At 60.4% G+C, this 14,415-nt stretch carries 13 protein-coding genes; 11 read left to right on the forward strand and 2 right to left on the reverse strand.

Annotation, left to right across the window (positions count from 1 at the left end):
* Positions 1–252: 252 nt before the first annotated feature.
* Complete coding sequence (locus AAEZ08_RS01580) at positions 253–1,524, reverse strand: IS4-like element ISPa45 family transposase (RefSeq protein ID WP_020924943.1); 1,272 nt, start codon at positions 1,522–1,524, stop codon at positions 253–255.
* 493 nt (positions 1,525–2,017) lie between these two features.
* On the opposite strand from AAEZ08_RS01580, the gene uvrB reads away from it, so the two are divergent.
* Positions 2,018–3,994: an excinuclease ABC subunit UvrB gene (gene uvrB / locus AAEZ08_RS01585; protein ID WP_020924944.1), complete on the forward strand. Its 1,977-nt coding sequence runs from the start codon at positions 2,018–2,020 to the stop codon at positions 3,992–3,994.
* Positions 3,995–4,144: 150 nt separating this feature from the next.
* Here the strand turns inward: uvrB and AAEZ08_RS01590 are convergent, their stop codons facing one another.
* On the reverse strand, positions 4,145–5,050 hold the full coding sequence (locus tag AAEZ08_RS01590) for a LysR family transcriptional regulator (RefSeq protein ID WP_023093410.1): 906 nt from the start codon (positions 5,048–5,050) through the stop codon (positions 4,145–4,147).
* A gap of 154 nt (positions 5,051–5,204) precedes the next feature.
* Here AAEZ08_RS01590 and AAEZ08_RS01595 point away from each other — a divergent pair, with 154 nt between their 5' ends.
* From AAEZ08_RS01595 to AAEZ08_RS01640, 10 genes are all read left to right on the forward strand, one after another.
* Positions 5,205–5,612, forward strand: a complete 408-nt coding sequence (locus AAEZ08_RS01595) for a ketosteroid isomerase-related protein (protein ID WP_017514126.1) — start codon at positions 5,205–5,207, stop codon at positions 5,610–5,612.
* 1 nt (position 5,613) lies between these two features.
* Positions 5,614–6,222: a GNAT family N-acetyltransferase gene (locus AAEZ08_RS01600; protein ID WP_023093411.1), complete on the forward strand. Its 609-nt coding sequence runs from the start codon at positions 5,614–5,616 to the stop codon at positions 6,220–6,222.
* Positions 6,219–7,109 (forward strand): carbon-nitrogen hydrolase family protein, encoded by an 891-nt coding sequence (locus AAEZ08_RS01605; RefSeq protein WP_023093412.1) that lies wholly within the window; start codon positions 6,219–6,221, stop codon positions 7,107–7,109. The genes AAEZ08_RS01600 and AAEZ08_RS01605 overlap by 4 nt, the downstream gene beginning before the upstream one ends.
* Positions 7,110–7,391: 282 nt before the next feature.
* Positions 7,392–7,667, forward strand: a complete 276-nt coding sequence (gene frmR, locus AAEZ08_RS01610; RefSeq protein WP_023093413.1) for a formaldehyde-responsive transcriptional repressor FrmR — start codon at positions 7,392–7,394, stop codon at positions 7,665–7,667.
* A gap of 59 nt (positions 7,668–7,726) precedes the next feature.
* Positions 7,727–8,836, forward strand: coding sequence for an S-(hydroxymethyl)glutathione dehydrogenase/class III alcohol dehydrogenase (locus AAEZ08_RS01615; RefSeq protein ID WP_011871467.1), 1,110 nt, complete (start codon positions 7,727–7,729; stop codon positions 8,834–8,836).
* Positions 8,837–8,879: 43 nt separating this feature from the next.
* Complete coding sequence (locus tag AAEZ08_RS01620; protein WP_023093414.1) at positions 8,880–9,278, forward strand: VOC family protein; 399 nt, start codon at positions 8,880–8,882, stop codon at positions 9,276–9,278.
* A 182-nt stretch (positions 9,279–9,460) separates the two neighbouring features.
* Positions 9,461–10,795 carry a DUF3422 family protein gene (locus tag AAEZ08_RS01625; protein WP_023093415.1) on the forward strand — a complete coding sequence of 445 codons (1,335 nt, stop codon included), beginning with the start codon at positions 9,461–9,463 and terminating at the stop codon, positions 10,793–10,795.
* Positions 10,796–10,853: 58 nt separating this feature from the next.
* Complete coding sequence (gene fghA, locus AAEZ08_RS01630) at positions 10,854–11,684, forward strand: S-formylglutathione hydrolase (protein WP_023093416.1); 831 nt, start codon at positions 10,854–10,856, stop codon at positions 11,682–11,684.
* A gap of 18 nt (positions 11,685–11,702) precedes the next feature.
* Positions 11,703–13,010: an NAD(P)/FAD-dependent oxidoreductase gene (locus tag AAEZ08_RS01635; protein WP_023093417.1), complete on the forward strand. Its 1,308-nt coding sequence runs from the start codon at positions 11,703–11,705 to the stop codon at positions 13,008–13,010.
* Positions 13,011–13,061: 51 nt separating this feature from the next.
* Positions 13,062–14,375: a replication-associated recombination protein A gene (locus tag AAEZ08_RS01640; protein ID WP_023093418.1), complete on the forward strand. Its 1,314-nt coding sequence runs from the start codon at positions 13,062–13,064 to the stop codon at positions 14,373–14,375.
* The last annotated feature ends 40 nt before the right edge of the window (positions 14,376–14,415 follow it).

Consider the following 14,415-nt stretch of genomic DNA (forward strand, 5'->3'; position numbering starts at 1 on the left):
CGACGTAGCTCCCAATGTCATCAACTTAAGCCCCCAGCCCTGGCCGGGGCAAGAAATCCCGGGGCTTGGACGCGCGGTTGCAGCAGTGCCTTCACTGGTTTTGCTCCCCAGTTCAGCGCATGTGCGACCCAGACGCCAGCTTAATGGATGCCGGTTCGCCTCGGCGGGCGGGATTTCTCGTTTTCCGGGCGAGCGCGTGCCGGCCGCTGTCTGGCCAGCTTTTTTGCGGTGCAGTTCGGGTGCTGCTTGTTCTTAGCGCGTCGGTTTGTAGCCCTCGCAGCCGCGACTGGCCAGGCGCATACGCTGGCGCGGGAAGCTGCGGCCCGGGCGCACAGCGCTGAGGCTGTTGGCCATCAACTCCATCACGTTGGCCAGCCCCTGCACACCGGGGCGTACCAGCAGGTCGACCAGGGTGTTCTTGAGGCGTGACACCCCTTGGGTGAAGTTGACCTTCCAGCGCAGCTTGCGGCCTTTGTGGCGCTGCTCGATGACCGGTTGCAGCAGATGTTGCATCAGCAGCGCTAGGTTTTTCAGCAGTTGCCCGGCATGAAAGTCCTGCTTCACGGCCGTCACGCTACGGCCGCTAAAGTTGTCGAGGCAGAGGGTCTGCTTGAGGCGGCGGTAGTCCGTTTCGATGCCCCAGCGGCGGTGGTAAAGATCCGCGAACACCTCGGCCGGGAAGGCCTGTCGATCCAGCAGGGAGGTCAGCAGCACTTCGCTTTCACCGCTGGCTAGCTCGACCCGGATCAGGCGCAATTCGACCCGGCCCGCGGGATCGACGCCGGCCTCGGTACAGAACAGGCGCGCCTCGGGATGACTGGCAGAGAAGAACTGCGTGTCTTCTGTCTGCCCCGAGCGGAGAAACTGTTTGACCTGCGCGTTGTAGCCACACGGCAGGCGCATCAGGAAATGTCGCCGGTGCTGCTCGAACAGCGCAAACAGCCAGTGTCCGGGGTAGCCGCGATCAAACAACGTCAGGCTGTCAGCGGGCAGATGCTCGAGGTGCAGATGGGCGCAATCGCGCTCGCCGACTGCGGATGGCACGATCAGGCTGTGTAGCGTCTGGCCGTCGGCGACGTCGTAGAGCATGGACAGACGGGCAACGGGAAACTCGCTATGGCAGCCGAAAAAGCGCGTCATGACCGACTCCAGCGGTAAATGGACGGTCGAGCCGTCCACGGCGAGTACCCGTAACCCGCGCCACGTCTGGCGCAGCCCGAGGCTGTCGAGCTGTTGCTGAAGGGTTTGGTTGAGGCTCTCGAAGACCTCGGGCTTGAGCTTGCCGCGCGCCTTGCTGAAGGCCTGCGCGGTGACCACCTGGGTCTCGGCCGAGGCCTGGTTGAGCACGCGATAGAACTGATCGAGCTCGGTTTGCAGGGCGGTGCGTGGCTGATTGAGCAAAAACAGGACGAGGTTCTTGAAGGTCAGTTGGCGTCGGCGGGTAAAGTCGTGAGGGCGCTGGCGGTGGGTATCGATGAAGTCGGGACAATCGAGCTGACTGGTTATTTTTTGTACAATTTTCAAGCCAGGGTTTGCTGGGCGGTGTCAAACGGTGTGGAATGAGGGGCCAAAAGGGTTTCTCCTATGCGCTGAATTTAGCGCTAATTATATGATATTTATAGGAAAAATTCCTTAAGTTGATGACATTGACGTAGCTCCACGTTTCCAACGCCTCGTCTGGAGGGCTGAGAGAGACAAAGGCGCGTATCGGCGGGAGCCGGCGCCACACATTGGGCGTACAGAGCAACCTCGCCCGCCACGGCTCGATGTCAGCGCTCAACGAGGCGAGTGGCTCCAGGTGCATTGGCAGACGGGCCGCTGGCTGACGTCGTGGCGATCGGCGGATATGCACTGGGAAGCCCGCCCATGTGCTGGGCTATCATGTTGGCGACGCCTACGCCCAGGTGGGGCGCGGCAGGATCGCCGTCATTTACACCCCAGTTTGGTACTGCTATAGGTCTTCTGGAATAGCCGATACATCAGGACAAATTGAAGTAGCTCAATTAGGAGATATCTAATGTCAACCGGTATGTTTATTCTGCACTCCAACTATACGCCGGCGGGGGACCAGCCAGAGGCGATAGCGCGCCTGCTGTCGGACATAGAAGAAGGTGCGACGCACCAGACGCTGAAAGGTATCACCGGCTCAGGTAAGACCTTCACCATGGCCAATGTGATTCATCGTCTGAAGCGGCCTACGTTGATCTTGGCTCCTAACAAGACGTTGACCGCGCAGCTTTATGGTGAAATGAAGCACTTCTTTCCTGAGAACGCGGTCGAGTACTTCGTTTCCTACTACGATTATTTTCAGCCCGAAATCTATATGCCGGGCACCGATCGTTTCATTCCAAAGGACTCGGCCATCAATGACCACCTTGAGCGCCTGCGCCTGTCCACGACCAAATCCTTGATTGAGCGTCGTGACGTGATCGTCGTCGCTTCGGTGTCTTCAATCTACGGCCTGGGTGATCCAGATGCATACCGAGCGCTACAGATCGCTCTGTCCCCTGGGGTCAAACTAAACCAGAGAGAGCTAATTCGTCGCTTGGCTTTGCTGCAATATGATCGCACGGAGCGCACTCTCAAGCGTGCAACGTTCCGCGTCCAAGGTGATGTGATTGACATTTTCCCCGCTGATTCCGAGTACAGGGCGGTTCGGGTGGAACTGTTGGATGACACTGTTGCGTCTGTCCAATGGATGGACCCTGTTACCGGCAAGACGTTGGGAGAGATAGACCATTATTTGGTTTCGCCAAAAACGCTTTTCGCGCCGCCCACGAACAAAATAGATTCTGCATCCAAAAAGATACTCGCTGATATGGAAGAGCGGGTTGCCGAGCTGAACAGGAATAATCGCTTGGTCGAGGCAATCAGGCTGTACGAGCGGATCACGCATGACGTGGAAATGATGCGCGAGGTCGGCTATTGCTCGGGGATGGAGAATTATTCCTGCTACTTCAGCGACCGAGACGCAGCTTCTCCTCCGATCACGTTGCTGGATTATTTGCCGAAAGACGGGCTGCTGTTCGTCGATGAATCTCATGTCATGGTGCCACAGATATCCGCAATGTACCGGGGGGATCAGGCGCGCAAGGACACGCTGATCGATTACGGGTTCCGTTTGCCTTCATCGAAGAACAACCGGCCATTGAACTTTGACGAGTTCGAGAAGGTCAAGCCTCAGACCATCTTTGTTTCCGCTACTCCGGGCGACTACGAGCTGAGGGTGTCGAAAGGCAGGGTTGTCGAACAGGTTATCAGGCCAACGGGACTGCTTGACCCCAAGGTTGAAGTGCGGAAAGCGGATGGATACATAGATGACCTGCTTGCCGAAATATCGAAGTGCGTGAAGAGAAAGAATCGAGTGCTTGTGACTACGCTGACGAAGGTCAGTGCAGAAGAGCTAACGGATTTCTTGACGGACAACGGGATTCGAGCGCGCTACATGCATTCGGACATAAAAGCGGAGGATCGTGTTGAGATCATCAATGGCCTGCGCGCAGGAGAGTTCGATGTTTTGATTGGGATTAGTCTTTTGCGCGAAGGGCTGGATATTCCAGAGGCATCATTGGTTGCCATTCTCGATGCAGACCGTGCAGGGTTCTTGCGTTCGGCCCATGCGCTCATTCAGATGATCGGTCGAGTCGCTCGGAATGAAAACGGCAAGGCGATCTTGTACGCCGACGCGGTGACGCCGGCGATGAAGCAGGCGATCGATGAGACCAATAGGCGCAGGCAGCTTCAAATTGCCTTTAACGAGGAAAATGGGATTTCTCCAGCCTCGTCTGTGCGAAAACTAGCAGGGGAAGAGACGAATACGGAGGAGCCCACCGTTCATTCCGAGGCTTTCTGCGAGAACTTGTCCGACCTTTGCGATCAGATCACTGCCAAGGAACAGCAGCTACTCGAATTTACCGATACCGGTGACGAGCAGCGCGTCGAAGACATTCGTCGTCAGTTGGATGGGTTGTACCGGCAATTCATTTACATCTAATCGTTCGCCGGCATTGGGTTGCATGGCCGACCGATCTGCACCTGGGGCAAGCGGGCAGACGGTCGGCTCATCATTCAACCGGAGGGGTGAGCCGCCGAGGCTCAGTGCCCCGCTTTCCAAGGTGTTTGCCCTACAGCGTCTTGCGACGTGTCAGCGCAAAGCTGGCAACGATCCAACGGCGACCAGCATTTCATCAAATACCGCTCGAACCCTTCCCGGAATGGGGCCACGCTGAGGCCGATAGACGTACAACCCCCATGCCGGAGGTTCTTCGTTCTCCAGCACTCGCACGAGCTTCCCGCTGGCAATGTAGGGGGCGGCCATGTAGTCCGCCAGTTGCGCGAACGCGATCCCGGCCAGCGCCGCTCCCATTTCCATGTCGGCATTGTCGGCGACGAGAGTGGGTGCGGTAGGTGTCCACTGGCGTCCCGCCTTGAAGTGCCAAGGCCAGGGACGGCCGGTATTGATATCCAAGGCCACGGTAACTGGCAGGCTGCTTAGCGCATCGATGTTTGCAGGTACGCCCACTTTCTTGATCAGGCGCGGAGCGGCAACGATGGGGAGTCTCATGTCGGCGGCCTTGCGTGCGACGAAGCGGCTATCGCGCATGAATCCGACCCTGATCCCGACGTCAATCCCTTCGTCAACCGTATTGCTGATGCGATCGGACAGGCGCACATCCAGCGTGATGCCTGGATGACGCGCGGCCACGCGCTCCAGTGCCGGTAGCACCGCTCTGGCGCCCAAGCTGTGCGGTGCGGTGATGCGAACCGTACCGGACAGAGAGGCCTGCTGGTCGGAGCCAGGCGGTCGCCACAGATCCTCGAACCGCTCCAATGCGGGGCGCACTTGGTCTAGCAGCCCTTCGCCGAAGGCGGTGATGCGCACCTGGCGCGTGCTTCGATGAAACAACACCTCGCCGTAGTGTTGCTCCAGTTGCTGGATGGCACGGGTTACACCTTGCGGAGAAGTCCCCAGCCGGACGGCCGCATCGCGAAAACTGCTGCTTTCGGCCGCCACCCGAAAGATGCGCAGTAGTTCCATTTCCTTGTTCATGACGCACGCCTCATGGCCGGTTTCGCTGCTCGTTAATTGTTCCAGATTGTGGAATTATAAAATCGCAACAATTCCATATACAAGGGGAGCGCGGTTGCCCAGACTGACAACACCCCGGAATGCTCCGCTCCGAACAACCCAACAAGGAACGCGAATGAACGCTGCGACTCTCATCACTGCCTACTACGACGCCTTCAACCGCGGCGACCGCGAGGCCATGCTGTCAATGTTGACCGATGACGTCGCGCACGACTTGAACCAGGGCGCTCGTGAGGTCGGTCGCGAAGCCTTCCGCGCCTTCCTGCAGCGCATGGACCGCTGCTATGGCGAGCAACTGCGCGGGATCGTGGTGATGGTCAGCGCCGACGGCCTGCGTGCAGGCGCGGAGTACGTGGTGCATGGCGAATACAAGGTGACGGACGACGGGCTGCCGGAAGCCCAGGGCCAGCGCTACGTGCTGCCGGGCGGCGCGTTCTTCGAGATCCGCGATGGCAAGATCGCTCGTGTCACCAACTACTACAACCTCGGCGACTGGATCGCACAGGTTGGAGGGGACGCCTGAAATGACCAGCGACGTGCAGGTGCTGGTTCGTCGTGGCGCGGACATTGCCGAATGGTTCGATGCCGTGGCAGGCCTGCGGGCGAGCGTCTTCCGCAGCTTTCCTTACCTATACGAGGGCGACACCGAATACGAGAAGCACTACCTCGCCATGTACGCCCGTTCGGCAGACAGCCTGCTGGTACTCGCGCTCGCTGATGATGTGGTCGTGGGTGCGTCCACGGGGTTGCCGCTCGGCGATGCGGAGCCGGCCTTCCATGTGCCGTTCGCCGATCGAGGAATCCCGGTGGAGGCAGTGTTTTACTGTGGCGAATCAGTCCTGCTCCCGGCCTTCCGGGGCCTTGGCCTGGGCCATCGCTTCTTTGACGAGCGCGAAGCGCATGCCCGTTCGTTGGGCGGCATGCAGTGGGCATCGTTCGCGTCGGTGGATCGTGCAGACGACGATCTCCGGCGTCCTTCCAACTACCGCAGTAATGACCCCTTCTGGACCCGTCGCGGCTACGTGCGGCAGTCGGACATGAAGGTTACGCTGCCCTGGAAGCAGGTGGGTGAGCCGAGCGAAACCGAGCAGACGCTCACGATGTGGCTGCACTCCCTGGAGAACGCGAAATGAAAGTAGCAGTTGCGAAATACTCAGTGGGTCAGCCCGCGGACTTCGAGGCATTTGCTGCGCGGCAGCGGCTGGCTCTGGAGGAGGCGCGCCGTGGCGGGGCGGAACTGGCCGTGTTGCCCGAGTATCTATCCCTCGAACTGGCTGCAACGTTCGAGCCTGGCATCCGCCATGATTTCAACGCCTCTCTGGCCGCGCTGCAGGCCTTGCAGCCTGCGTGGCTGGCACTGTATGCCGACCTGTCGCGCGAGTTGTGCATGACCATTCAGGCCGGTACGTTTTTGACCCAGGTTGGATTGGACCGCTACCGCAACCGGGCTTGGTGGTTTGCGCCTGACGGCACACGCGACTACCAAGACAAATTGCAGTTGACGGGGTTCGAGAAAGACGCCGGCGTCATCGAGGGTGGCGACGAACTCAAGGTGTTCGATTTGAAAGGCGTGCGTGCCGGCATCGCTGTTTGCTATGACAGTGAGTTTCCATTGCCCGTGCGAGCCCAGCGAGAGGCGGGAGTGCGCCTGCTGCTGGTTCCGAGCTGTACCGACACCCAAGCAGGTGCAACCCGGGTCCGTGTGGGCTGCATGGCGCGGGCACTGGAGAACCGAATGTTCATCGCGCAGGCCGTGACGACCGGAGCTGCTGACTGGAGTCCGGCGCTGGACACGAATACTGGCGAGGCCACGATCTATGCACCCATGGATCGCGGATTCCCTGAGGACGGCATTCTCGCGACGACGTGCGGCACGCAGGCATGGGCAATCGCAGATCTTGACGTCGATGCGCTCGAACGAAACCAGGAACAGGCCCAGGTTGCCGTCGATCGCGACTGGGACGGCCAGATGTTGCCTGCACTGCGGAAGGCTCGGTACTCGGGTCGTCAGGTCGCCTAGCCGGTCTCATCTTGATAGCTTCAGCTCGATGAGTCGGCTTAGATAGATCATGTCTATCTGCGCATAGATTTTTCCAGTTTGACCAGTTTTGAACTTGCCCCGATGCTGTCGGTACATGCAAGAAATATTCATTGATTTGAATATTTTGCGCTTCTTGGGAACAAACCTGTACTAGCCTGTAAGAGTGCTCGAAGAGCACAGAATTTGTGGCGAAGTTCGGCCGCATATACTATGGGGGAGTATTGTATAATGCGGCGGTGTACCCAAGTTGAGAGGTGTTCGATGCCACATAGCCCGGAAGAAAAGAAGCAAGCCCTGACGCGCATCCGGCGCATCAAAGGTCAGGTCGCGACTCTTGAGCAAGCGCTCGATGCAGGTGCGGAATGCCCTGCAATTCTTCAGCAGCTTGCGGCCGTTCGTGGGGCAGTCAACGGATTGATGGCGACCGTTCTGGAGAGCTATCTGCGGGAAGAGTTTCCCCGTAGTGACATCAGGAGCGATTCGCAGAACAAGTCCATTGACGAGACCATCTCTATCGTCCGCTCCTATCTGCGGTAGAGGCACCAGGGTGCCCTCGGTGAGGGCAAATTTAGTTAGCTAGTAAAGGAAGCGACATCATGAAATCACGTGCAGCAGTTGCCTTCGGGCCAGGAAAGCCGCTGGAAATCGTCGAGATCGACGTCGAGCCGCCGCGCAAGGGCGAGGTGCTCATCAAGATCACGAACACCGGCGTTTGCCATACCGACGCCTTCACCCTGTCGGGCGACGATCCGGAAGGTCTCTTCCCGGTCGTGCTGGGTCATGAAGGTGCGGGTATCGTCGTGGAGGTGGGTGAAGGTGTGACCAGCGTGAAGCCTGGCGATCACGTCATTCCGCTCTACACCGCCGAGTGCGGCGAGTGCCTGTTCTGCAAGTCCGGCAAGACCAACCTGTGTGTCGCGGTTCGCGCAACCCAGGGTAAGGGGCTGATGCCCGATGGTACGACTCGCTTCTCGTACAACGGTCAGCCGCTTTACCACTACATGGGTTGCTCGACCTTCAGCGAATACACGGTCGTCGCCGAAGTCTCGCTGGCCAAGATCAACCCGGACGCCAATCCCGAGCACGTCTGCCTGCTGGGCTGCGGTGTGACCACCGGCATCGGCGCCGTGCACAACACGGCCAAGGTACAGCCCGGCGACTCGGTGGCCATCTTCGGCCTCGGCGGCATCGGTCTCGCTGCGATTCAGGGTGCGCGCCAGGCCAAAGCGGGCCGCATCATCGCCATCGATACCAATCCGGCGAAGTTCGAGCTGGCTCGTACCTTCGGCGCGACCGAATGCCTCAACCCGAAGGACTTCGACAAGCCGATTCACGAGGTTCTGATCGAGATGACCGGCTGGGGTGTCGATCACACCTTCGAGTGCATCGGCAACGTCAACGTCATGCGTTCGGCTCTGGAAGCTGCCCACCGTGGCTGGGGCCAGTCGATCGTCATCGGCGTCGCCGGTGCCGGCAAGGAAATCTCGACCCGTCCGTTCCAGTTGGTCACCGGCCGGACCTGGAAGGGCTCTGCTTTCGGCGGGGTCAAGGGGCGTACCCAACTTCCGGGCATGGTGGAAGACGCAATGAAAGGCGAGATCGATCTCGCCCCGTTCGTCACCCACACCATGGGTCTCGACGAGATCAACCACGCCTTCGACCTGATGCATGAAGGCAAGTCGATTCGCACGGTGATCCACTACTGATCGCCCACTCTCCATTCAAAACCAACCACCAAGGAAATTAACCATGTCCAATCCTGTCATTTCCGGCGACGGCATCTTCTCGCACGTCTTCATCGGCGCCGCCGACGTCCAGAAGTCGGCCGCGTTCTATGACGCCGCTCTGGGTGCTCTCGGCATCAAGAACCTCGGTCCTTTCGGCAACGGATGGGTGCTTTTCGGTCGCGAAAAGCCGGCTTTCATCATCGCCCGTCCGGGCAATGGTGAAGCGCCTTCCAGCAACGGCGTGACGATCGGCTTTGCTGCCGCCACTCCCGCCGAAGTGGATGCCTTCCACGCCGCCGGCCTTGCCGCAGGCGGCACCGACGAGGGCCAGCCTGGCGCACGTGGTCACCTGCCGGGTGCCTATGCGGCCTACCTGCGTGATCCGGCGGGCAACAAGGTCTGCTCGTACACCTTCGTCTGAAAGCTAGGAAGCTGAGGGCGTTCTGAAAGGGTCAGCACAAGCCTCTACACGGCGAGCCTATTAGACGGACCGTGTAGAGCGGTGCCTACTCATGAAGATCGGCCCGCAGCCATGTGCGAAACGCATGGCTGCGGGCATTTGCTTTGAAGCGTGTTTTTCAACCAAGAAGAAATGAGGTCGTTATGAAAGAGCCGGCCAACATCAATACGACGACCGTACAACCTGCCCCGACCGCCACCGTGTACGGCATGCCGGCCTACACCGATCGTGCTGCCGCCGTGGGGGAAGTGCATGCGCGCCCGCATCTCTTGATTCAGGCCCCTCGCGGCATATTGCAGCTCGCTTTCATGACCGAAGGCGACCAGGCCAGGGATCAGATGGCGATGAGCGAGTTGTCTCATCGCTTCGGCGTTGCCGAGCCCGACCATGCTACGCCGCTCCACGGTGTGACATGGGATGAAGGAGACCTGCACTGCGAAAAGCACACCGAGTTCTCGACGTATCTCTGGTGCGCTTCCCTAGATTCCGAGACGGGAGAGCCGTGCGGCGAAAATCCGTTCAAGCATGGATTTGTTCCTCCCGGCCCGGTCGTATCCGGCATCCGTTTGAGACTTCTTCCGTGGACGCCGGAAACGGAGAAGGAGGTCGATCGCTTCGATCCTGCCAGCCTGTGCTACTCGCTGGTGGAGAACGGCTCTGCCGCCATCCTGACCGATTTCCGACAGGATGCGGATGGCCTGACGCAGATCCTCGTCCTGGCCCGCGATTTGACCCCGGCGCGGGCGGGTGCGCTGGCTCAACGTCTGCTGGAGATCGAGACTTACCGCACCTTGGCGTTGCTGTCCCTGCCGTTGACACGATCGATGACGTCGGAACTGCGACGCATGGAGTCGCGCCTTGCGGCGATCACCGACGAGATGTGTACGAGCTTGGTGGAACGGCGCGACAGCGACGTGCTGCTGTCCGAATTGACCGGCCTGGCTGCCGAGCTGGAAGCTGGCGTTGCGGCGAATCTCTATCGCTTCGGCGCCAGCCGTGCCTACTACGAGATCGTCGAGGAAAGGCTGGCAGCGCTTGCGGAAGAGGCCGTATCCGGGTACTGCACCTGGGCGGATTTCCTGCAGCGTCGCATCGCTCCCGCCATGCGGACATGCCAATCCGTAAAGGAGCGCCAGACCAAGCTCTCCGACAAGCTGACCCGGGCCATCGCGTTGCTGCGTTCCTGGATCGACGTCGAGCTTGAACGCCAGAACCGCGATCTGCTGGCTTCGATGAACAACCGGGCCAAGATGCAATTGCGCCTTCAGCAAACCGTCGAAGGCCTCTCGGTCGCGGCAATTTCTTATTACGTCGTGAGTCTTCTCGGCTACTTGCTCAAGGGCATTCCGATGGTTCACGACAGCGTGGCGCCGGTGATGGCGGTTCTGGTGCCTGCGGTGATGCTGACGATCTGGTGGATCGTGCGCAGGATCAGACACGCCCACGGCGACACGGCAGCGGAAGAGAAATCTTCCTGACGAGCTGCCGTCCTGGCGCGCGAGAGCTGCGCCGTTCCTTTGAACATAGGAGAACACCATGGAACGCATCGAACATCACGCCAGCTTTGATGGTTGGCAGGACGTTTATCAGCATGAATCCACGACGCTCGGTTGCACGATGAAAGTCGGCGTCTATCTGCCTCCGCAGGCACAGCACGGCAAGGTGCCGGTGCTGTACTGGCTTTCAGGCCTCACCTGCACCGAGCAGAACTTCATCACCAAGTCCGCCGTCCAGCGCTACGCAGCCGAACATGGCATTGCCGTCGTCGCGCCCGATAGCAGCGCTCGCGGCGAAAGCGTTGCCGACGATCCCGCCTATGACCTCGGACAGGGGGCGGGTTTCTACGTCAACGCCACACAGGAACCCTGGGCTGCGAATCATCGGATGTATGACTACGTCGTGCAGGAACTACCGGCGCTGATCGAGGCCCACTTTCCCGTGACAGCGGAGCGGAGCATCAGCGGCCACTCCATGGGGGGACACGGTGCTTTGGTCATCGCCCTGCGAAACCCGGGCCGTTATCGCAGCGTCTCGGCCTTCTCGCCCATCGTCGCTCCCACCCAGGTTCCCTGGGGACACAAGGCCTTCGAGGCGTATCTGGGTAGCGACCGGGAGGCGTGGAAGCAGTACGACACCGTGGAGCTGATTCGCACCGTGCAGGAGCGTCTGCCGCTGCTGGTGGATCAGGGCTTGGGCGACGAGTTCCTGGAGAGTCAGCTTCAGCCCGATCTGCTGCGCAAAGCCTGCGACGAGACGGGACACCCGCTCACGTTGAATCTGCGCCCGGGCTACGACCACAGCTACTACTTCATTGCCAGTTTCATTGGCGAGCATATGGCACACCACGCATCGGCGCTGAAACGCTGAGAGAGAGGAGATCAGGTCATGACAAAGACCTCCAAAAATCGACATCACGTCGTCATTATCGGAGCGGGCTTCGGCGGGATCGAGGTTGCCAACCAGCTTGCTGGTGCCGAGGTCGATGTGACGATCATCGATCGGCGCAATCATCACCTGTTCCAACCCTTGCTTTACCAGGTTGCAGGGGCGTCACTTTCGACATCCGAGATCGCCTGGCCTATTCGCTATCTCTTCCGCAATCGCCCGGAAGTGAACACCTTGATGGCGGAAGTGGAAGGTATCGACCAGGACGCGCGTCAGGTCATTCTCAACAATGGCTCGCGCCAAACCTACGACACGCTCGTACTCGCGACAGGTGCTACCCATGCCTATTTCGGACACGACGAATGGGGGGCTTTCGCGCCGGGGTTGAAGACGCTGGAAGATGCCACGACCATTCGAGGCCGAATTCTCGCGGCCTTCGAGGAGGCCGAGCGCACGAGCGATCCTCAGCAGCGTGCCGCGCTGCAGACGTTCGTCATCATCGGTGGTGGTCCCACCGGGGTTGAATTGGCCGGAACCATCGCCGAGCTGGCGCGAGACACGCTGGCGCGTGACTTCCGCTCGATTGACCCGAGCACGTCGCGGGTTGTACTGATCGAGGCGGGCCCGCGTCTGTTGTCCGTCTTTCCAGAGGATCTGTCGGCCTATACGCGCCAAGCACTCGAAAAGCTCGGGGTCGAGGTCGTGCTGGGTACGCCGGTCACCGAATGCTCGGCCGACGGCGTGGTGTATGGCGGCAAGCCCCTTTCGGCCAAGACCATCGTCTGGGCCGCCGGGGTCCAGGCGTCTCCCGCGGCCCGCTGGCTGGGTGCTGCGTCTGATCGTGCGGGTCGAGTGGTCGTTGGTCCCGACCTGACGGTGGCCGGCCGCCCGGAGGTCTTCGCCATCGGCGATACCGCCTCGTGCACCATGGCCGATGGGAAGTCCGTACCGGGCATCGCCCCCGCCGCCAAACAGCAAGGCAAGTACGTCGCCAACCTCATTGGACGGCGTTTGAAAGGCAAGCTCGCTGACGGGCCTTTCAAATACCGGCATCAGGGGAACCTGGCCACCATCGGCCGCAGCCTGGCCGTAATTGACATGGGGCGGGTTAAGCTGCGTGGAGCCTTTGCGTGGTGGATCTGGAAGCTCGCGCATATCTACTTTCTGATCGGTACGCGAAATCGTCTCAGCGTCGCGTTGAGCTGGGTATGGAACCATAGCATCGGCTACCGCGGCTCTCGCATCATCATGCATGCGATTAGCGACAAAGAGCCCACGGCGTTGGATAAATCCGGCTCTCTGGATTGAGGTGCCCACCTTATCGGAACGTCAACTATTAGAAATGCCAGGGAGAGGAACTTGACCGATCTATTCACGACAAAGCCCAAGCCTCCCTTGGCCGAACTCCTGCGGCCCAAGACGCTGGATGAATTCGTCGGGCAACGGCACTTGCTCGGCCCCGGCAAGCCGCTTCGTCTCGCGTTCGAGGCGGGCAAGTTGCACTCGTTCATCCTCTGGGGGCCGCCAGGCGTGGGCAAGACCACCTTGGGGCGCCTGGCCGCCAGTGCGACCGACAGCCGATTCATCGCCATCTCGGCCGTGCTTGCCGGGGTGAAGGACATCCGGCAAGCCATCGACGAGGCCCAGGCAGAACTGGACAACCATGGTCGATCGACGGTGCTTTTCGTCGATGAGATCCACCGCTTCAACAAGGCGCAGCAGGATGCCCTACTGCCCCATGTCGAGTCGGGGCTCCTGACCCTGGTGGGGGGGACGACCGAGCATCCGGGGCTGGCGGTCAATTCCGCTCTGCTCTCGCGCGCGCAGGTCTATACCCTCGAACCGCTGTCCGGCGACGAACTGAACCAGCTCTACGAACGCGCACTGCCGCATCTCCAGGGCGTCACGTTGGACGCGGACGCGCTGGATCTGCTCAAGGGCTTTGCCGATGGCGATGGCAGGCGCTTCCTCAATCTGCTTGAGCAGGTGACGAATGCTGCGTCGGGCGCTGGCAAGACCGTGGTCGATGGCGAGTTCGCCAGGCTGTCCACCAGTCCATCGCTGCGCAGGTTCGACAAGGGCGGCGACGAGTTCTACTGGCAGCTCTCAGCCTTCCACAAGTCGCTACGGGGCTCCGACCCTGATGCGGCCCTGTATTGGCTGGCCCGCATCCTCGACGGTAGCGGCGACGTCAGCCAGGTGACCCGCCGCATGGTGGTAGTGGCCAGCGAAGACATCGGCAATGCCGACCCGCAGGCGCTGCAACTGGCGCTCAATGCCGCGCTGGCTTATGAGAGGCTGGGTTCCCCCGAAGGCGAAATACCGATTGCCCACGCAGCGACCTACCTTGCTGCCGCCCCCAAGTCGAACGCTGCCTATGCCGCCTGGAACAAGGCGAAGGCCTTCGTCAAGAACAGCGGCTCCCTGCCTGTGCCTCTCCATCTTCGCAATGCGCCGACGAAGCTGATGCAGCAGATGGGGTATCACGAAGGCTACCGCTACGCCCATGACGAGCCCAACGGCTATGCCGCTGGGCAAAGCTACTTTCCCGAGGGCGTGGCGCGGCCGGGCTGGTATCAGCCAACGGACAGAGGTGTTGAGCGCAGGCTGGGAGAAAGGCTTACTTGGCTGCGCTCGCTGGATGATGGGACGCTGCCAGAGGCGGACGCCTGACCGGTCGCCTCCGAAACCGGCTCATCGCGACTTCACGAAC

The sequence above is a fragment of the Pseudomonas sp. E45-MNA-CIBAN-0222 genome (genome assembly GCF_040310405.1).
In the GTDB taxonomy this organism is placed as follows: Bacteria; Pseudomonadota; Gammaproteobacteria; order Pseudomonadales; family Pseudomonadaceae; genus Stutzerimonas; species Stutzerimonas stutzeri_AC.

Coding starts and splice junctions, on each gene's coding strand:
- AAEZ08_RS01620 (WP_023093414.1), top strand. CDS start 8,880: ATGTCCAATCCTGTCATTTCCGGCGACGGCATCTTCTCGCACGTCTTC.
- AAEZ08_RS01595 (WP_017514126.1), top strand. CDS start 5,205: ATGAACGCTGCGACTCTCATCACTGCCTACTACGACGCCTTCAACCGC.
- AAEZ08_RS01605 (WP_023093412.1), top strand. CDS start 6,219: ATGAAAGTAGCAGTTGCGAAATACTCAGTGGGTCAGCCCGCGGACTTC.
- AAEZ08_RS01600 (WP_023093411.1), top strand. CDS start 5,614: ATGACCAGCGACGTGCAGGTGCTGGTTCGTCGTGGCGCGGACATTGCC.
- fghA (WP_023093416.1), top strand. CDS start 10,854: ATGGAACGCATCGAACATCACGCCAGCTTTGATGGTTGGCAGGACGTT.
- uvrB (WP_020924944.1), top strand. CDS start 2,018: ATGTCAACCGGTATGTTTATTCTGCACTCCAACTATACGCCGGCGGGG.
- AAEZ08_RS01615 (WP_011871467.1), top strand. CDS start 7,727: ATGAAATCACGTGCAGCAGTTGCCTTCGGGCCAGGAAAGCCGCTGGAA.
- AAEZ08_RS01625 (WP_023093415.1), top strand. CDS start 9,461: ATGAAAGAGCCGGCCAACATCAATACGACGACCGTACAACCTGCCCCG.
- frmR (WP_023093413.1), top strand. CDS start 7,392: ATGCCACATAGCCCGGAAGAAAAGAAGCAAGCCCTGACGCGCATCCGG.
- AAEZ08_RS01635 (WP_023093417.1), top strand. CDS start 11,703: ATGACAAAGACCTCCAAAAATCGACATCACGTCGTCATTATCGGAGCG.
- AAEZ08_RS01590 (WP_023093410.1), bottom strand. CDS start 5,050: ATGAACAAGGAAATGGAACTACTGCGCATCTTTCGGGTGGCGGCCGAA.